The organism is Burkholderia sp. HI2714 (genome assembly GCF_002223085.1).
GTDB classification, from domain to species: Bacteria; Pseudomonadota; Gammaproteobacteria; order Burkholderiales; family Burkholderiaceae; genus Burkholderia; species Burkholderia lata_D.
Genome location: NZ_NKFM01000053.1, coordinates 499,155 through 516,869 on the forward strand (window position 1 = coordinate 499,155; position 17,715 = coordinate 516,869).

Annotated in this window: 16 protein-coding genes; 4 read left to right on the forward strand and 12 right to left on the reverse strand. The window is 68.6% G+C overall.

All coding sequences use genetic code 11. The annotated features are described in order from the left end of the window. The first annotated feature begins 23 nt into the window (after positions 1–23). The gene (locus CFB82_RS29010) at positions 24–365 is read left to right on the forward strand and encodes an FKBP-type peptidyl-prolyl cis-trans isomerase (protein WP_006479474.1); all 342 of its coding nucleotides are present in this window, start codon (positions 24–26) and stop codon (positions 363–365) included. A gap of 35 nt (positions 366–400) precedes the next feature. After that, complete coding sequence (locus CFB82_RS29015) at positions 401–1,174, forward strand: AraC family transcriptional regulator (protein WP_089486249.1); 774 nt, start codon at positions 401–403, stop codon at positions 1,172–1,174. A 61-nt stretch (positions 1,175–1,235) separates the two neighbouring features. Here CFB82_RS29015 and CFB82_RS29020 read toward each other — a convergent pair whose 3' ends face one another. Further along, positions 1,236–1,679, reverse strand: coding sequence for a GNAT family N-acetyltransferase (locus CFB82_RS29020; RefSeq protein ID WP_089486250.1), 444 nt, complete (start codon positions 1,677–1,679; stop codon positions 1,236–1,238). 142 nt (positions 1,680–1,821) lie between these two features. Here CFB82_RS29020 and CFB82_RS29025 point away from each other — a divergent pair, with 142 nt between their 5' ends. Beyond that, positions 1,822–3,261 (forward strand): MFS transporter, encoded by a 1,440-nt coding sequence (locus CFB82_RS29025; protein WP_089486251.1) that lies wholly within the window; start codon positions 1,822–1,824, stop codon positions 3,259–3,261. 10 nt (positions 3,262–3,271) lie between these two features. Here the strand turns inward: CFB82_RS29025 and CFB82_RS29030 are convergent, their stop codons facing one another. Next, positions 3,272–4,207 (reverse strand): hypothetical protein, encoded by a 936-nt coding sequence (locus tag CFB82_RS29030; protein WP_089486252.1) that lies wholly within the window; start codon positions 4,205–4,207, stop codon positions 3,272–3,274. A 68-nt stretch (positions 4,208–4,275) separates the two neighbouring features. Then, positions 4,276–4,746 carry a winged helix-turn-helix transcriptional regulator gene (locus CFB82_RS29035; protein WP_179254214.1) on the reverse strand — a complete coding sequence of 157 codons (471 nt, stop codon included), beginning with the start codon at positions 4,744–4,746 and terminating at the stop codon, positions 4,276–4,278. Positions 4,747–4,900: 154 nt separating this feature from the next. Between CFB82_RS29035 and CFB82_RS29040 the strand changes: the two genes are divergently transcribed. Next, positions 4,901–6,136, forward strand: coding sequence for an MFS transporter (locus CFB82_RS29040; protein WP_089486253.1), 1,236 nt, complete (start codon positions 4,901–4,903; stop codon positions 6,134–6,136). Between the two features lie 131 nt (positions 6,137–6,267). On the opposite strand, the gene CFB82_RS29045 is transcribed toward CFB82_RS29040, so the two are convergent. The 9 genes from CFB82_RS29045 to CFB82_RS29085 form a co-directional block, all read right to left on the reverse strand. Then, entirely contained in the window at positions 6,268–7,434 is a 1,167-nt protein-coding gene (locus CFB82_RS29045) for a glycosyltransferase family 4 protein (RefSeq protein WP_069252877.1), read from the reverse strand. After that, the gene (locus tag CFB82_RS29050; RefSeq protein WP_089486254.1) at positions 7,434–8,618 is read right to left on the reverse strand and encodes a glycosyltransferase family 4 protein; all 1,185 of its coding nucleotides are present in this window, start codon (positions 8,616–8,618) and stop codon (positions 7,434–7,436) included. The genes CFB82_RS29045 and CFB82_RS29050 overlap by 1 nt, the downstream gene beginning before the upstream one ends. Then, entirely contained in the window at positions 8,615–10,081 is a 1,467-nt protein-coding gene (locus CFB82_RS29055) for a glucose-6-phosphate isomerase (protein ID WP_089486255.1), read from the reverse strand. Before CFB82_RS29055 ends, CFB82_RS29050 begins: the two co-directional genes overlap by 4 nt. Positions 10,082–10,091: 10 nt before the next feature. Beyond that, entirely contained in the window at positions 10,092–11,240 is a 1,149-nt protein-coding gene (locus CFB82_RS29060; RefSeq protein ID WP_089447317.1) for a glycosyltransferase family 4 protein, read from the reverse strand. Between the two features lie 43 nt (positions 11,241–11,283). Next, a complete protein-coding gene (locus CFB82_RS29065) occupies positions 11,284–12,243 on the reverse strand; it encodes a glycosyltransferase family 2 protein (RefSeq protein WP_089486256.1) in 960 nt (319 codons plus the stop codon). A gap of 64 nt (positions 12,244–12,307) precedes the next feature. After that, a complete protein-coding gene (locus tag CFB82_RS29070) occupies positions 12,308–14,533 on the reverse strand; it encodes a polysaccharide biosynthesis tyrosine autokinase (RefSeq protein WP_089486257.1) in 2,226 nt (741 codons plus the stop codon). Positions 14,534–14,583: 50 nt separating this feature from the next. Continuing rightward, positions 14,584–15,762 (reverse strand): polysaccharide biosynthesis/export family protein, encoded by a 1,179-nt coding sequence (locus CFB82_RS29075; protein ID WP_069251045.1) that lies wholly within the window; start codon positions 15,760–15,762, stop codon positions 14,584–14,586. Beyond that, positions 15,756–16,199 (reverse strand): low molecular weight protein-tyrosine-phosphatase, encoded by a 444-nt coding sequence (locus tag CFB82_RS29080; RefSeq protein ID WP_069251044.1) that lies wholly within the window; start codon positions 16,197–16,199, stop codon positions 15,756–15,758. The genes CFB82_RS29075 and CFB82_RS29080 overlap by 7 nt, the downstream gene beginning before the upstream one ends. A 30-nt stretch (positions 16,200–16,229) precedes the next feature. Next, positions 16,230–17,642, reverse strand: coding sequence for a UDP-glucose dehydrogenase family protein (locus CFB82_RS29085; RefSeq protein WP_069251043.1), 1,413 nt, complete (start codon positions 17,640–17,642; stop codon positions 16,230–16,232). Positions 17,643–17,715 lie beyond the last annotated feature (73 nt).

Below are 17,715 nucleotides of genomic sequence, written 5' to 3' on the forward strand. Positions count from 1 at the left end.
CCCATCCTTTTTCAGGAGAAGTCATGTCTGTCATCACGACCGAATCGGGCCTCAAGTACGAAGACCTGACCGAAGGCACCGGCGCGGAAGCGCAAGCCGGCAAGACCGTCAGCGTCCACTACACGGGCTGGCTGACCGATGGTCAGAAATTCGATTCGAGCAAGGATCGCAACGACCCGTTCGCATTCGTGCTCGGCGGCGGCATGGTCATCAAGGGCTGGGACGAAGGCGTGCAGGGCATGAAGGTCGGCGGCGTGCGTCGCCTGACGATCCCGCCGCAACTCGGCTACGGCCCGCGCGGCGCAGGCGGCGTGATTCCGCCGAATGCCACGCTCGTGTTCGAAGTCGAACTGCTCGACGTCTGATACCGCACGCGAGCCGCCGGCCGACGCCCTGCCCCATGGCCCACCTTTCGTCCCCCACCATCGCACTGCAACGCTACGACACGCTCGAAGCGTCGGACGTGCACGACTTTCACCAGATCGTGCTCGGCATCGACGGTGCGATGGTGATGGCGGTGGACGGCGTCAGCCAGCGGCTCGACCGGCACGGCGCGTGGCTGGTTCCGGCCGGCGCGCGCCACGATTACGCGGGCCTCGGCGAGAACCGCCAGCTCGTGCTCAATCTTCCCCTCGCGTCGCTCGCGGTGCCGCAGCGGCTGTTCGACAGCGCGCGCGCCGTGGCGATCGATCCGGCACTGACGTCGCTGGTCGCGCAGATCGCGGCCGCCGCCGCGCAACTCGAAGCCCCCGCCGACGACGCGCGGCACGCGGCCGCGCACCGTTTTCAGTGGCAGGCCGCCGCGCGGCTGTGTGGCGCGCTGCTCGACGAACGCGCCATCGCCGCGCCCGCGTCGGGCCTCGATTTCGCGCGCATCGACCGCTGGCTGCGCGCACGGCTCGAGGAGCCGCTGCGCATCGCCGACCTCGCCGCGCACTGCGGCTACGGGATGCGCCGCTTTCATCAACTGTTCGTCGACGCATTCGGTGAAACGCCGCATCGCTACCTGCAGCGGCTCAGGCTCGACGCAGCGGTCGTGCTGCTCGCCGACGGCCGGCATTCGCTCGTCGACATCGCGGGCAGCGTCGGCTTCGCGGACCAAAGCACGTTCACGCATGCGTTCACGAAGCGCTTCGGCGTGGCGCCGGGACGCTGGCGCGGCGAACGGCACTGAACGGCCACGCGTCGCCGGTTTTTTCGCGACAGCGGCTACGCCGCGCGCTCGCGCGGTGGCATTACGGCCGGACGAGCTTCGACAACCGTTGTCCGTCCCGCACGAAGCCGTGCCGCGCGTAAAAGCGGTGCGCATCGAGCCGAAGGTCGCCGCTCGTCACCTCCAGTTTCACGCACCCCGTCAACTCGAACCAGATGTGCGCCTCCGCGATCAGTGCGCCGCCGACACCCTGCCCGCGACAGCCTTCGTCGACGACCAGACTGGTGATGCGCCCGAGATTGCCGTGCGCGTGAAATAGCGCAAGCGCATGCAGGCTGATGCAGCCCACCACGCGGCCCGCGACCGTCGCGACCAGGATACGGTCGACCGCGCTCGGCAGCAGGGTTGCCAGCTTGTCGCGGATCATCGCGGGGGTCGCATCGTAGCCAAGCTGGTGCATCAGTCTTGCGATGTCGGCGTGATCGGCGATCTGCGCGTCGCGCGTCATCAGGTTCGAGGAAGTCATCCGGACGGGCCTGTCGAAAGTCGATGTGTGCGGTGGCAAGCATGAGCCGCCGCAGTGCCATGTTAATCGCCGCGCACCGGCACGTATCGACGCTTCACGTTCCGCTGAAACATTGCATGTCCGTCGCGCCTTCGATGGACGCATGGATACGACCCCACCGCCCCTCGCTTTCCCGCCCGCGCTCGCCCGCGTCGTCGCCACCGTCAGCATCGGCTTCGTCGTTACGCAGCTCGACGTGACGATCGTCAATATCGCGCTCGCGCATCTTGCCGGCGACCTGCACTTGCCGGTCGCCGGCCTGCAATGGGTCGTCGATGCGTACACGCTCGCGTTCGCGGTGCTGATGCTGTCGGGCGGCGCGCTCGGCGACCGCTTCGGCGCGCGGCGCCTGTACATCGGCGGCCTCGTGCTGTTCGCGCTGGCGTCGCTCGCGTGCGGCGCCGCGAGCGCGCCCGCGATGCTGATCGCGGCGCGCGCGCTGCAGGGCATCGGCGCCGCGGCGATGCTGCCCAATTCGCTCGCGCTGCTCAACGACGCGTGCCGGCACGACCCGCGCCTGCGCGCCCGCGCGGTCAGCGGGTGGACGGCGGCCGGGTCGATCTCGATCGCGGCCGGCCCGGTCGTCGGCGGGCTGCTGATCGCCGCGCGGGGCTGGCGCGGGATCTTCCTCGTGAACCTGCCGCTGTGTGCGGCCGGACTCGCCGCGACGCTCGCATGGGTGCCTGCGCGCCGCGAGCAGGCCGCGCCGGCCCGCTCACCCGGTTCGCTCGATCTGCGCGGCCAGTTCATCGCAATCGCGATGCTGACCGCGCTTACCGGCGCCGTGATCGAATGGCGGCCGCTCGGCTTCACGCATCCAGTCGTGGCCGGCGGCTTCGTGCTGGCGGCGCTGGCCGCGCTCGCGTTCGTCGCGGTCGAATCGCGCACGGCCACGCCGATGCTGCCGCTGGCGCTGTTCCGCCGCCCTACGTTCAGCGCGGCCGTGCTGTTCGGGATCTGCGTGAACCTCACGTACTACGGCACCGTGTTCGTGCTCGCACTGTACCTGCAACGCGCACGCGGCGAGTCGGCGTTGCAGGCCGGGCTCGCGTTCCTGCCGCTCACGGGCGGCTTCCTGCTGTCGAATCTCGCGAGCGGACGCGCCGTCGCCCGCCACGGCCCGCGCGTGCCGATGGCGGCCGGCGCGCTCGTCGCCGCGCTCGGCTACGGGTCGCTGCATTTCATCGACGCATCGACGCCGCTCGGCGTGCTGTTCGTGCCGTTCCTGCTGATTCCGACCGGCATGGGTTTCGCGGTGCCCGCGATGACGACGGCCGTGCTCGCATCGGTCGCACCCGGGCGGGCCGGCATCGCGTCGGCCGTGCTGAACACCGCACGGCAGGCCGGCGGCGCGATCGGCGTCGCGGCGTTCGGAGCGCTCGCCGGCGGCGGCGGTGCATCGCAGGTCGTCAGCGGGTTGCGGATCGAAACCGTCGTGTCGGTCGCGCTGTTGCTGGCGGCCGCGCTGCTCGCGACCCGCGTGCGGGCCGACGCGCATCGCGTCGCATCGCATGCGCGTCAGGCAGCGTCGGCGCACGATTGAGCGCGTGCGGTCATGCGTCGCCAGGATCGGGCTGGATCAGGTGACGCCACGGAAAAACGTTCCGCCTGAAGTGGCTCACGTACCCGCCGCTGCTGGCCTGAATCACCATGAACTGCAACCGCGGATGTAGCGCCTGCAGCGTTTCGAGTGCATCGAGATCGAGACAGGTATTTCTCAGATACAACGTGTGGAGCCGTTGGCCGGTCGCACTCTTCAGCAGACGCTCGTACGCGTCGAACGACGTCACGCTGCCGGCGCCGCGCTCATGCTTCCACGCCAAATGCAATTCCGTCGATTCGGAGAAATCGAGGCAGCCGAGCGACGGCAGGTTGTCGCTGCCGGCAAGACGATCGATGAACTGCTGCGTGTCGCTACCGCCACCGATGCGCAACCGGTTCAGGTGCGGCAACGGCACGTCGAAGAAGCGCGCGTCGGGCGCATTCGGCACCGTCAGCTCGGCGAGAAACGGCGCCTTCGCGGCAAAGCGGGCAATCTCGCCGCCCTCCTGCATGATCAGACCGCGGCGCACGATCATCGACTGGTTGTGATCGGCCGGCTCGGTCGGCCGCACATACAGCGAGCGCAGCATCGGGAAACGCGCATCCGAATCGAGCAGCGGACCGAAATCCCATTCGCGCGAGCCGTTGGCGCCTTCGTCCAGACCGCTGAACGCGAGGTCGGTGACGAGATCCGCGACGTCCCGCTCTGCAAGGCATTGCAGCGTCCAGTCGAACGGTTCGTCCCACGCGCCGCCGAAGTACCTGACATGCAGCCCGGCCCGCATCGGCGCGACGGTGACGTGGTTGAAATCGGTCGGCCACAACGGCTCGGCCGGATCGGAATGATCGCGCCCGTCCTCGGCACCCTCGCGCTCACAATAGTCGTGGATACGGCGCTGCAGGTCGAGCAGCCGCCGATAACCGGCAGAATCCAACGGATGGGTCATGGCGATGCGGCTCCGGTCAACGACGATCGCGACAGTCTAGCCGACGGTGCAGCCATCGCGCATGACGCTCAATGGCGCGCCTTGCCGGCTTCGTCGCCGACCTTCCTCACGACCGTCTCGGCCGCCTTCAAAAGCCGCCCATCGTCATGCCGCAGCGCGAGCTTGCGGACCGCGCGCCCCGTGCCGCGATCGACCAGCACCGAATGCGGCTCGCCGCGCGCGAACAGGTTCGCCTCACCCCACTGCCGCAACATCACGATCACCGGAAACAGCCCTTCGCCCTTTTTGGTGAGCGCGTATTCCTGATACGCGGTGCCGTCGGATGCCGGCACGACGTCGAACACGCCGGCGTCCACCAGCATCTTCAGCCGGTCGGACAGGATGTTGCTCGCGACACCGAGGCTCGCGCGGAAATCGCCGAACCGGCGCACGCCGTCGAACGCATCGCGCACGATCAGCAACGCCCAGCGATCGCCGACGATATCGGTCGCCCGCGCCACCGGGCACGGCGAATCCGCAAGACTTTTCTGCCTGGCCATGTTCCTCTCCGCAATCTCGCCGGCCGCCTTCGCGGCAACGCCGGCCATCCATGCGCGGACCTCTCGCCCGCTGCACAACAGGTTGCATTTTAAAACTACTTTTCCTACACTCCACACCAGTTTCAATTTGCAACTACTTTGCACGAGGGAACCCATGGAGTCTTCCTGTCAATCCGGCACCGTTGCATCGAACGTGCCGACACATGCCGCGCATCCGGCCGACGGCGGCCGCCTGTCCGCGGCGCGCGTCACGTTGCTGGCCGTCTGCTGCGCGGCCAGTGTCGCGAACGTCTACTATGCGCAGCCGCTGCTCGATTCGATCGCGCGGGATTTCGGCGTATCGCAGGCGGCCGTCGGCGGCGTCATCACCGCAACGCAGCTCGGCTGCGCGCTCGCGCTGCTGTTCGTCGTGCCGCTCGGCGACCTGCTGAACCGCAAGCGCCTGATCACCGTGCAGCTACTGCTGCTGACGGCGGCCTGCATCGGTGTCGCCGCCTCGTCGACGCGCGTCGCGCTGCTGGCAGGGATGGTCGCGGTCGGGCTGCTCGGCACCGCGATGACGCAAGGGCTGATCGCGTGCTCGGCCGCGCTCGCGGGCGCCGGCGAACGCGGGCGCGTGGTGGGCGCCGCGCAGGGCGGCGTCGTGGTCGGGTTGCTGGCCGCGCGCTCGCTGGCGGGCGTCGTCACCGACATCGCGGGCTGGCGGGCCGTCTATCTGGTGTCGGGTGCGCTCGCGATCGCGATGCTCGTCGTGCTGTCGCGGCTATTGCCGGACGAGAACGGCCCGCGCGAGCGCATCGGCTACGCGGCGCTGCTGCGATCGATGGTGTCGCTGCTGCGCGATGAACGCGTGCTGCACGTGCGCGGCGCGATCGCGCTGCTGATGTTCGCGGCCTTCAGCATCTTCTGGAGCGCACTGGTGCTGCCGCTGAGCGCGCCGCCGCACGCGATGTCGCATACGCAGATCGGCGCGTTCGGCCTCGTCGGCGCACTGGGCGCGGCGGCGGCCGCCCGCGCGGGCCGGCTCGCGGATCGCGGGCGTGGCGAAGCAACGACCGGCGTCGCGCTCGCGCTGCTCGCGTGCTCGTGGCTGCCGCTCGCATTCGTCGATACGTCGATTGCATGGCTGATCGTCGGCATCGTGCTGCTCGATGTCGGCGGGCAGGCCGTCCACGTCGTCAACCAGAGCATGATTCTTGGCGCGCGGCCCGATGCGCATGCGCGCCTCGTCGGCTGCTATATGCTGTTCTATTCGGCCGGCAGCGGGCTCGGCGCGATTGCGTCGACGATGATGTATGCACGCGCCGGATGGACGGGCGTCTGCGTGCTCGGCGCGGTCGTGAGCGTGGCGGCGCTCGGCGTCTGGGGCGCGACGCTCAGGCGCGCGTGACGCGTGCCGGCACCGCGTATCGGATGGGAAAGGCCGGCCAGCCCTTCGCGGGCGGCCGGCTTGCGAACCGGCCGCGAACGCGCGCCGGTGAGGCGTTCGGTTCGGCACGCAGGTAGCGTGCCGCGGGGCACTCAACCTGCCGCCTGAATCGCCTCTTCGTACACGCCGGCCACACGCCGCGCGATCACCGCGTTGTCGAAATGGTCACGTGCATAGCGCTTGCACGCGGCCTCGTCGGGCAGGGTGATCGCGCCCGACAACGCGGCGCCGAGCCCTTCCGCGATCGCATCCGCGCCCGTGGACGGCAGCACGAGATCGTCGGACAGCCCGGCAACCGCCTCCGGCAGCCCGCCCACCGGCGTGACCAGCACGGGCGTGCCGGATGCGAGCGATTCGACGGTGATCAGCCCGAAGCCTTCGAGCGCGACCGTCGGCACGACGCTGACCGTCGCCGCGCGGTACAGCGCCGCCAGATGGTTGTCGGGCACGAAGCCGAGCAGCTTCACGTTGTCCTGCAGCCCGGCCGCATCGATGCGCTGCTGCAGTTCCTCGCCGATCTTGCCCTTGCCGGCGATCAGCAGCAGCACGTCCGGGTGACGGTGCTTGAGGAGGCCGATCGCGTCGATCAGGTCCTCCAGCCCCATGCGTCGCACGAGCCGGCGCACGGCCAGGACGATCGGCCGGTCCTGCGGCAGTTGCAGCTTGTGCCGCGCCTCGGCCGGCGTGAGCGGCGTGTCGAACTGCGCGGTATCGACGCAGCCGGGAATCACGCGCACGCGCGACGGATCGATCCCGTAGCGGTTCGTCAGGATCTGGCCAAAGGCCTGCGACAGCACGATCAGCCGCGACGAACGCGTATAGACGGCCTGTTCGAGATAGCGCTTCGCGCGCTGGCCGAGCGACGCGGCGCCCTCGACCTGGCTTTCGTCGGCCCACGGCCCCTGGAAATGCGACACCTGCGGAATCCCGCGCGTGACGTCGAGGCCCGGGAACGTGTACAGCGCGAAGTGCGACGAGATCACGTCCGGCCGCTCGCTGCGGATCTCCTCGCGCAGCGCGCGCCGCGCGGCGAGCATCCGGCGCGCCAGCGATTCCGTAGCGGGGCCGAAGCCCTGGATCGCACCGTCCGTATCGTCGGCGACTTTCGGCGAGCCGGCGACGAGCCCGCGCACCTCGACGCCCGCGCCCGGCAGCGCGCCGACGAGCGAGTAGTACATCCGGTCGAGGCCGCCCGCTCGCTCGGGGAACCAGTGCATGCCGATCTGCAACGATTTGATCGGCCGGGAAGATTGGGACATCACGTTTGCTCCTGCGTGACTGCATGCTCGGCCCGCTCGAATGCGGACGGCTGCGTGGGTTGGCCGATGCGCCGGTAAAGCGCGACATACTGGGCGCCCATGTGCGCCCAGCCGAAACGGGACATCAGTTCGCGGGCGGCTTCGCCCATCGCGCGACAGGTGTCGCGCGACGCCGCGAGCGAACCGATCGCCTGCGCGAGCGCCGCCGGATCGTCCGGATCCTCCAGCACGATCCCGCATTCGCGCGTGATGATTTCCGCGCCGCCCGCCGTGCGCGCGGTGACGACCGGCAGCCCGGCCGCCATCGCCTCGAGCAGCGACAGGCTCATCGCTTCGTAGCGCGACGGGAACACGTACGCGTCGACCGAGCGCATCAGCGTCGGCATGTTTTTAACCAGGCCGAGGAAATGCACGCGCGAATCGATGCCGAGCGCGCGCGCCTCCTCCGGATACGGGCTGCCGGGCAGATAGCCGGCCACCGCCAGGTGCACGTTCGCCGGCAGCTTCGTCAGCGCCTTCAGCACGGTGCCGAGGTTCTTGCGCGGCGTGCGCAGGTCGCCGACGAACAGCAGCAGGAACGCATCGTCCGGCAGCTTGAACGCCGCGCGGTCGGCCTGCGCACCCGCGAACGCGCTGGCGTCGACACCGTTGTAGATCACGCTGATCTTGCGGCTGTCGATGCCGAGCCCGGCGATCTCGTCGGCCACCTTCTGCGACACGGCCGTGATCGCGCGCGAACGCCGGTACGCCCAGCGCTCGAGCGTGGTGTTCACGCGCGTATAGACGTACTGGTAGGCCGACCACAGCCCCTTCGTCGGCCCGAACGGATAGTACGGACTCTTGAACCAGCCGCCGTGCACGAAGTGCGCGGTATTCACGTCGGCCTTGATCCACGAAATGAAGCCGTTCACGTGCAGCACGTCGTACTCGCTGCGGTGCGCGCGCAGCCAGGCCGCGCTCTTCAGCGCGAACACCTGCTGCTTGACGAGGTTCGACGGCCAGAAGCCGGCGACCTTCACGGGCACCCAGCGCACGCGCGGGTCGGCCAGCAGCTCGGGCGCGACGTGCGACGCGACCAGCGTGACCTCGTAGTTCTCGGCCAGCGCCGCGCGCGCGATTTCGTAATTGACGCGGCCCTGGCCGTCGTTATGTCGCACGACGTGCGTGACGATCGCGATTCTCAATGGTCGCCTCCCCGTAAACGCGCGGCGGCCAGCAGGCGTTGTGCCTTTTGCCAGTGCGCCGCGGAAAGAATCGAAAAAATGGCTGTGAACATCAGCAGGCCGCCCGTGCCGATCAGCGAGTTCGTGAACACGAGCATCGCGAAGGTCGACAGGCACAGGCTCAGGCACGCGCCGACGAACTTGTCCTTGCGCAGCTTGAACGCCGCGCGCAGCGTGCGGCCGAACAGCATCACGACGCCCGAGAGGTACAGCAGCGTGCCGGGCCAGCCGAGCACGAACGGCACGTTCATCACGCCGCTGTCGAAGCTGCCGTACTTGCCGAGCTCGCCGCTGTCGCTCGACAGCTTCGTGGATGCACCCGTCGCGCCCATCCCTTCGCCGGCGACGTCGGTGAACGCCGTCTGCGCGAAGGTGGCGTAGAACTTGTTGCGGTCGTCGTAGCTGCGGTCGTCCTTCAGGTTAGTGATCGACTGCAGACGCGCGCCGAGACGGTCGGCCACCGGCCCGACGGTCAGCAGCGGCACGCACAGGCCGACCAGCACGACGCCGCTGATCAGGATCCGCATCCGCACGCGGTTGTTCGACTGCGCGAGCTGGATCGCGAGCGCGATGACCCAGCCGCCCCACGTCGAGCGCACGAGACACAGCGCGAACGACACGAAGCCGGCCGCTCCCGCAAACCAGCGGATCTTCTGCGGCGCGGCGAACACGAACACCAGCGCGCCCATGATCGCGAACGCGAACGGCCCCGACGAGTTCATCGTGCTGAACACGCGCACGCCGTACGGCACCGGCTCGCCTTGCGAGCCCATGTCGGAGCCGATCATCCACAGCACGTCCCACTGCGGCATCACGAAATACTGCACGACGCCGTACAGGCCCATCACGAGCATGCCCCACATGAACGTGGACAGCAGCACGTCGCGGTACTCGGGGTAATCGCGCGCGTTGACCATGATGTGAAAGCCGATCAGCACCGGGTACACCCAGTTCGCGAGGTCGTAGGTCGCGGCCATCACGCCGCTCGACACGATCCCGACGAGGTAGGCGTACGCGAGCCCGAACAGCATCAGCAGGATCGGAATCCCGCGCCGCTGCGCGAGCACGCGGTAATGCCGGATCAGCCCGAGGCCGGCGATCATCGTCACCGCGAGCGGCGCGACCTGGATCAGGCTCGTCGGCGTGAACGCGCCCTTCGACCAGTCGGCGAGACGCCGCACTTCCGGGCTCAGGAACCACACCCACCACATGAAGCCGACGTAGCGCGCCGGACTCTTGAAATACAGCCAGAGGCCGACCGCGATGGCCAGCACCGGAAACGCGAGCGTCAGCACCTTGCCCTGGTGAATGGCGATCAGCGCGGCCGTGAACGTCCACAGCCCGGCCTGCCCGACCCAGTGCTTCGGTTCGGGAAGCCAGTTGCGTTTGCGCGACGGTGCGCGTTCGGCGGCAATCGTACTCATCGATCCGCTCTCACCGCGACGACGGACGCGAATCCGCGAGCGGCATCGCCACGCCCGCGGCGGCAGGCGTGCGGCGCCGGCGCAGCATGTCGCGCGTGATCCGCACGTGCTGCTCGGCGAACGCCTGCGTGGTCAGGTCACGGTCGCGCAGGCACGCGGCGGCGGCCTGCGCGCAGGCGAGCGCCGCGACCGGATCGGCCACGAAGCGATCGGCGGCCTGGCGCATCGCCTGCGCGTCGAACGCCGGCACATAGGCGGCCGTATCGTGCGGGAAGTAGTCGCTGAGCCCGCCAACGTCGGACACGATCATCGGCTTGCCGACGGCCGCCGCCTCGAGCATCACCGTGATGCCCGACGCATGGAAGTTCGGCCGCAGCGGCACGACGATCACGTCGGCCCACGCGTACAGCTCGTGCTGTTTCGCGAGCCCCGACGCCGAGCCGATCTTCACGTTCGGCGCATGCCACTCGCGCGGCACGCGGCGGCGCGTCGCGAGCCGCACGTCGTAGCGCTCGTCGCCGCCGAACGCGGCGAGGAACGTGCGCCAGTCGCGGTCGCGGTCGTTGCCGATCGCCGCGATCCGCAGCGGCCGGTTCGGTTGCCATTGCCGCGGCTCGGTGATCGGGAAGTCCTGCGTGTTCAGCCCGTAGTAGACGAACTCGGCGTCGCGGCCGAGATAGCGGCGGCACAGGTCGGCGTTGTCGCGGGCCAGCGTGGTCAGCGCGTCGGCACGCGCGATCAGCTTGCGGTACAGCCAGCGGCGCGGGCCGCCGAAGCTGCCCCACTTGTCGAACAGCCACACGCTCTGCGCGAGCAGCAGCGGGCGCTTGCCCTGCGCGCCGGCGAGCTTCAGGATCAGCGCGGCCGCAAGATGCTCCTGCTCCGTGTGCGTCCAGATCACGTCGGTGTTCAGCAGCGCGGCGCGATTGCGCCACGCATGCACGACGTCGAAGCCGAGCGCCGCCTTCAGCGCGCGGCGCGCGAGGCTGGCGACGCGGTTCTCGCCGCCGTCCTGCGAATAGGTCAGCCGGAATTCGTCGGATTCGGCATGGTGATAGCCGTACAGGCAGCCGATGTTCTCGCCTTTCCGGTAGGTACGCGGATCGGCGCCGTAAAACAGGTGAACGTGGACGTTCGTTGCAGCTTTCGTTGCAGTCATGCGAGCCCTCCGTGGGTGGCCGCGCGCGAGGCGCGCAGGCCGTTCAAGACGTCACCGGCGGCATCGCCGCACGATGGGGGGCAAGGTTCGCGCGGCGGGCATCGCGCGCACCGCGGCGCACCGCGCGCCAGTGCTCGCGGATCCGCTCGCGCTGCGCCGTATGCAGCGACAGCAGCACGTGCGCGAGGCCCGGGTAGACGCGCGTGCCGACCAGCGTCCACCACCACCACGCGATCTCGCGCCGGACCGGCGGCAGATGCTCGCGCAGGATCAGGTGCATGTTGTACGCGCCATTGCTGATCGCATTCAGCGACGCGGCATCGCGCCGGTCGTCGTCGAAGCGCTCGGCCGGGAAATGATCGACCGCGATCGCCGGGTCGTAGACGAGCTTCCAGCCGTCGCGCTGCACGCGCATGCTGAAACCCATGTCGTTGTGCACCTGCGCGCCGGCGCCGCGCAGCCGCGTGTCGAAGCGCAGCCGCTCGATCGCGGCGCGGCGGTAGCTCATGTTCGCGCCTTTCAGCATGTCGACTTCGCGCAGGCCGCCGACGCCGAGATGATGGTTGCCGACGATCTTGCCGGACAGCGTGAGCTGGCCGACGCGTTCGCGCGATTCGTCGAGCACGCGGCCCTTCTCGTGCACCCAGTCGCGCCCGCCGACCGCGCCCACGCGCGGATCGGCCTCGAACACCGACTCGACGCGCGCGAGCCAGTCGGGATGCGGCGCCGCGTCGTCGTCGGTGATCGCGACGATGTCGCCGTTCGCCGAGTCGAGCCCCTTGTTCAGCGCGGCGACCTGGCCCGGCACGTCGACCGGCACGATGCGCAGCGGCAGCGCGCCGCCGACCGCCGGATCGGCGAGCCGTTCGTGCGTGGCGTCATCCTCCGGGCGCGCGACGACGATCACCTCGTCGGGCAGCCGATGCTGCCGCTGCAGCGCCAGCAGGCAGCGCGCGAGGTCGGCGGGACGCCGATAGGTCGGAACGAGCACGGAAATTTTCATCGTTGATTCTCCTGTCGGCCGGGCGGGCAACACGCGCTGCCCGCCCGGTTACGTGCGATGCGGATCAGGCGCTCAGGTATTCATGCACGGCCGCATAGCCGCGGCCGTAGCCGCGCGCCTTCGGCGGCACGCCGTTGAAGATCCCGCCTTCCAGATCGACGCCCGCGGTGCGCAGGCGCTTGATCGCGTCGGCGATCTCGCCTTCGGTATGCATGCCCGAGCGCAGCACGAGGAACGTCGAGCCGGCCATGCGGCCGATGATGGTCGCGTCGGTCACCGCCAGTACCGGCGGCGAGTCGATCAGCACGACGTCGTAGCGCTTGCCGAGCCCTTCGAGGTATTGCGGCAGGCGCGTCGACATCAGCAGCTCCGACGGGTTCGGCGGGCGCGTGCCGGCCGAGATGAACGACAGGCCCTGCACCGGCGTCTCGCGCACAGCGTCTTCGAGCGCCGACTGGTCGCTCAGCAGCTCGGACAGGCCCGGCTGCGACGTGAGGCCGAAGTAGCGGTCGAGCAGGCCACGGCGCATGTCGGCGTCGATCAGCAGCACGCGCTTGCCCGAATGGGCGAGCAGCACCGCGAGGTTGACCGTCAGGAAGCTCTTGCCGATGCCCGGCGTCGGGCCCGTCAGCACGATCACGCGGTTCTTCGCATCCATCATCGCGAACTGCATCGCGGTGCGCAGGCTGCGCAGGCTCTCGACGCTGAGATCCTTCGGACGCAGGCTCGCGAGGATCGGCCGGGTACGGCTGCCGCTCTTCTCGGCCTGCGCGTCGAGCTTCACCTGCTCGGCGCTTTGCGGCACCAGCCCGTACAGCGGCAGGTTGAACGCGCGCTCGATGCGGTCGGGATCCTCGATGCCCTGGAACATGTTACGGCGCAGGAACACGACGCCAGTGCCGAGGATCAGCCCGAGGAACACGGCGGCCGACAGGATCAGCACCTTCTTCGGCTTGACCGGATCGCCCGGACGCAGCGCCGAGTCGACGAGGTGGATGTTGCCGCCCGTGCCGGCCTTCTGCACCGACAGCTCCTGCACGCGGTTCAGCAGCAGCACGTAGATGTCCTCGGCAACCTTCGCGTCGCGCTGCAGCTGGACGGCCTTCACTTCGGTGGCCGGCAGGCTGCGGAAGCGGTTGCTGAACTTGTCCTTCTCGCCCTGCAGCTCCGCGAGCTGCTGCTTCGCGGCGATCACCATCGGGTGCGAATCGGTGAAGCGCTGCGCGAGCGACGCGAGCTGCAGGCGCTGCGCGGCGATCTGCTGCTCGTACTGCACGCTGCCCTCGAGGTAGACCTTCGCCTCGTCGCTCGCGTTGATCGAGCCCGACGTGCGCTGGTACTGCGTCAGCGCGGCTTCCGCGCGTTCGAGGTCGGCCTTCAGGCGCGGCTCCTCGCCCTTCAGGAAGTCGAGCATCTTGGTCGCTTCGGCCTGCTTCGCGACCACGTGCTGGTTCAGGTACGAGTGAGCAAGTGCGTTCGCGATCGCGGCGGTCTGGTCCGGGTCCTTGCCTTCGAGCGAGATCTGCACGACGCCCGTCTGCTTGCCCTGCTCGGTCACCTGGATGCCGGTCTGGAAGCCGCTGATCGCGTCGAGATCGTTGTAGCGGACCACCGTGAACTGCGTGCCGGGGCGCGCGACGAGCTTCGACACGAGCAGCGTCACGCCGCCGCCCTGCGCCGATTCGCCGACATGGCCCGACAGCAGCCGCATGCCGTTCTGGTCGACGATCGAATAGGTGCCGTTCGGGCCGGCAGTCAGCGTCAGCTTCTTGCCTTCGAGCGCGGGCACGACGTTGATCGAATCGACGTCGGCGATTTCGCCGCCCCACGCGTACGACTTCAGGCCGAGCCACGGCCGCCCCGGTTCACCCGGCGTCGCGACGCGCGCCGCGAGGCTGCCGATCACCGGCAGCGTCTTCGGCACGACCGAGAAATTCAGCTTGAACTGCTCGACCACCGGCGCGACCACGCCGCGGCTCTTGATGATCTCGATTTCCGCGTCGGTCGGCGCCTGCTGCGGGCCGCTGTTGATCATCGCGCCCGTCTGCGTCTGCGTGAGCGCCTGCGACGTGTTGTCGTTGCCCTCGACCCGCACGTGCACGTCGGCCTGGTAGACCGGCTTCGCGATGTAGCAGTAAAGGCCGGCGAGCGCGACGACCGTGACCGCGATGCCGAGCAGCAGCCAGATGTCGTCCATGATCACCTGGAGCAGCTGGCCGAGGACGACGTCCTCTTCCTCGGTTTTCGTGGACAGATCCGCGTAGGAGTGTTTCGCTTGCGTGTTCACCATTCGTTCCCGCTTGAGTGGTGCCGGGGCGGAGGCGCCGCCCCGGCGGGCTATCAGCGCGTGATTTGCCGCATGTAGAAGATCGTCTGGATCGTCGGCAGCACCTGCTGCAGCACACGGTTGAACTGCACCGAGCTGGCCGTGCTGACGTAGACGACGTCGAGCGGTTGAAGCGGGAAGCGGCTCGACAGCATCAGCGCATCCGGCTGCGTCATGTCGAGGCGGAACACTTCAGGCTTCGTCGGGTTGTCGCGCATCCCGCGCATCACGTAGATCTTGCGCGGGTTCGCGTCGGTGTCGAGGATGCCGCCGCCCGCGGTCAGCGCGTCGGCGATGGTCAACTTGCCCTTGAGCATCGGCACCGTGACCGGCGTCTTGACCTCGCCCATGATGAATACGCGGCTGTCGCTGCGGTCCGGCACGTTGACGATGTCGCCCGGCTGCAGCATCACGTTCTGCTTCACCTCGCCGCGATCGAGCACGCCGTTCGCGTCGAGCGTGTAGAGCTTGCCGTCGCGCGTCAGGCGCACGCGCTGCAGGTCGGCCTCGTTGGTCGAGCCGCCCGAGCGCGAGATCGCGTCGACGAGCGTCAGCGGCACGTCGCTCACCGCGAGCGGGCCCGGCTGCTTCACCTCGCCGGTCACCTGCACCTTCTGGCTGCGGAACGACAGCACGCGCACGTCGAGCTGCGGATTCTTCACGTAGCGCGACAGCGTGGTGGCCATCTGCTCGCGGATCTGCGCGACCGTCTTGCCGGCCACCTTGATGCGGCCGACGAACGGGAAGAAGATCGTGCCGTCCGAGGCCACCGTCTGGCCGTACGGATCGGCCTGGCCCGGCAGCGCGGTCGTATACGGCTGCTGCAACGCACCCGCGACCGACTGCGTCGTGTTGCCGCCGCTCGAGAACGACTGGCCCTGCGGCGTCGTCAGCTCGGGGTGGTCCCACACGGTGACGCCGAGGATGTCCTGCGGGCCGACGCGGTACACGTACTCCGACGGATCGGTATAACGTCCGGGCGGCAGCGGATGGTCCACCTGCGCTTTCTGCAGCTGGTCCATCACCACTTTGGCGTCGATGTAATGAACCGGATAGGTTTCGGCCGCTTGCTGCCGGCCTTCGTCCTTCAGGTTCGACGAGTCGAGGTAGTTGCCGGGCGCGGTTGCACAGGCTGACAGGAAAGTCGTCAGCGCGACGGCAAGCGCCACCGGGCGCATCGGGCGTTTCAGCATAGTTTCTGTAGCCATCCTTGAACCAGACGTTCGATCAGTGAGTAGCTCTCGCGGTAGTCGGCCTCGGGGCCGCCGTGCGGATCGGCAATCTCGGCCCCTTCCCACTTGCCGAGCAGGTGGACCTTGCCGCGCGCGAACGGATCGACCGATTCGACGGCCTTGATCTGTTCGCGCTCGCTGACGAGAATCAGGTCGGCGTCGCGCACGATCCGGCGCGACAGCCGCCGCGAGCGGTGGGTCGTCGCATCGACGCCCCGCTCGGCAAGCAGCTGACGCATCATCGGATCGATGCCGTCGCCGTCATTCGCATGCACGCCCGCCGAGTGGAACGTCGGGCGCGGGCCGCCGCGCGACGCGGCGTGCGACTTGAACAGCATTTCCGCTGCCGGGCTGCGGCAGACGTTCGCGTGGCAGACGATCAGGATGTTCCGGAACATGGCGCCTCGTAACGAGTGACGGGAAACGGGTTACGCGCTCGCGGGCGCGGTGCCCGGCACACGGGCGGCGACGGCCTGGCGCGAGCCCGGCCGGCCGATCGGGTGGTATTCGATGCCCTGCTCGCTCATCGTCTCCGGCTCGTACAGGTTGCGGCCGTCGAAGATCACCGGCGATTTCCACAAGCGGCCGAGCGCGACGAAATCAGGGCTCTTGAAGATCTTCCATTCGGTGACGATCACGAGCGCGTCGGCATCGCGCGCGGCCTGCGCCTCGTCGTCGACGAAGCTCAGGCGCTCGAGCCAGCTCGGGTGATCGGCGAGATCGAGCGCGATCACGCGGCGCGCTTCCTCCTGCGCAACCGGGTCGTACGCGGCGATGCGCGCCCCGCGCGACAGCAGCTCGGCGATCAGCTCGCGGCTCGGCGCTTCGCGCATGTCGTCGGTGTTCGGCTTGAACGCGAGGCCCCAGATGGCGAACGTGCGGCCGGTCAGGTCCTCGCCGAAGCGCGCGACGATCTTCTCGGCGAGCACGCGCTTTTGCGTGGCATTGACCGACGACACCGCCTTCAGGATCTGCAGTGCCTGCCCGTGCTCGTCGGCGGTGCGGATCAGCGCCTCGACGTCCTTCGGGAAGCACGAGCCGCCGTAGCCGCAGCCGGCGTACAGGAAGTGATAGCCGATGCGCGGATCGGAGCCGATCCCGCGGCGTACGGCCTCGATGTCCGCGCCGAAGCGGTCGGCAAGGTTCGCCAGCTCGTTCATGAACGAAATGCGGGTCGCGAGCATCGCGTTCGCCGCGTATTTCGTGAACTCGGCCGAGCGCACGTCCATATACAGCGTGCGTTCGTGGTTGCGGTTGAACGGCGCGTAGAGCTTCTTCATCAGCTCGCGGGCGCGCTCGCCCGGCACGTCGTCGTCGCAGCCGATCACGATGCGGTCAGGCCGCGTGAAATCGTCGACCGCCGCGCCTTCCTTCAGGAATTCCGGATTCGACACGACCGAGAACATCTGGTCGCCGCCGCGCTTCGCGAGTTCTTCCGCCACCGCCGCGCGCACGCGCTCGGCCGTGCCGACCGGCACCGTCGACTTGTCGACGATCACCTTGAAGCCCGTCATGTAGCGGCCGATGTTGCGCGCGGCTGCGAGCACGTATTGCAGGTCGGCCGACCCGTCCTCGTCAGGCGGCGTGCCGACCGCGATGAACTGCACGTCGCCGTGCGCGACCGCGGCCTCGATATCGGTCGAGAAGCGCAGGCGGCCCGCCGAGCGGTTGCGCGCGATCACTTCCTTGAGGCCCGGCTCGTGGATCGGCACGCCGCCGTTGTTCAGGATGTCGATCTTTGCCTGGTCGACGTCGAGACAGAACACGTCGTGCCCGATGTCGGCCAGACATGCGCCGGTGACGAGCCCTACGTAACCGCTGCCGATGATAGTCAGATTCATGATGTGTCGGACCCCTTGACCAATGATTCGAAATTCGTAAAACCGGAATGCCTGCGTGGCGCGATCTCGGTGC

Excerpts from the sequence above, each read along its gene's own strand:
- CFB82_RS29080 (WP_069251044.1), bottom strand. The coding sequence starts at position 16,199 with ATGTTCCGGAACATCCTGATCGTCTGCCACGCGAACGTCTGCCGCAGC.
- CFB82_RS29060 (WP_089447317.1), bottom strand. The coding sequence starts at position 11,240 with ATGACTGCAACGAAAGCTGCAACGAACGTCCACGTTCACCTGTTTTAC.
- CFB82_RS29020 (WP_089486250.1), bottom strand. The coding sequence starts at position 1,679 with ATGACTTCCTCGAACCTGATGACGCGCGACGCGCAGATCGCCGATCAC.
- CFB82_RS29040 (WP_089486253.1), top strand. The coding sequence starts at position 4,901 with ATGGAGTCTTCCTGTCAATCCGGCACCGTTGCATCGAACGTGCCGACA.
- CFB82_RS29030 (WP_089486252.1), bottom strand. The coding sequence starts at position 4,207 with ATGACCCATCCGTTGGATTCTGCCGGTTATCGGCGGCTGCTCGACCTG.
- CFB82_RS29035 (WP_179254214.1), bottom strand. The coding sequence starts at position 4,746 with ATGGCCAGGCAGAAAAGTCTTGCGGATTCGCCGTGCCCGGTGGCGCGG.
- CFB82_RS29075 (WP_069251045.1), bottom strand. The coding sequence starts at position 15,762 with ATGCTGAAACGCCCGATGCGCCCGGTGGCGCTTGCCGTCGCGCTGACG.
- CFB82_RS29015 (WP_089486249.1), top strand. The coding sequence starts at position 401 with ATGGCCCACCTTTCGTCCCCCACCATCGCACTGCAACGCTACGACACG.
- CFB82_RS29025 (WP_089486251.1), top strand. The coding sequence starts at position 1,822 with ATGGATACGACCCCACCGCCCCTCGCTTTCCCGCCCGCGCTCGCCCGC.
- CFB82_RS29085 (WP_069251043.1), bottom strand. The coding sequence starts at position 17,642 with ATGAATCTGACTATCATCGGCAGCGGTTACGTAGGGCTCGTCACCGGC.
- CFB82_RS29045 (WP_069252877.1), bottom strand. The coding sequence starts at position 7,434 with ATGTCCCAATCTTCCCGGCCGATCAAATCGTTGCAGATCGGCATGCAC.
- CFB82_RS29065 (WP_089486256.1), bottom strand. The coding sequence starts at position 12,243 with ATGAAAATTTCCGTGCTCGTTCCGACCTATCGGCGTCCCGCCGACCTC.
- CFB82_RS29070 (WP_089486257.1), bottom strand. The coding sequence starts at position 14,533 with ATGGTGAACACGCAAGCGAAACACTCCTACGCGGATCTGTCCACGAAA.
- CFB82_RS29055 (WP_089486255.1), bottom strand. The coding sequence starts at position 10,081 with ATGAGTACGATTGCCGCCGAACGCGCACCGTCGCGCAAACGCAACTGG.
- CFB82_RS29010 (WP_006479474.1), top strand. The coding sequence starts at position 24 with ATGTCTGTCATCACGACCGAATCGGGCCTCAAGTACGAAGACCTGACC.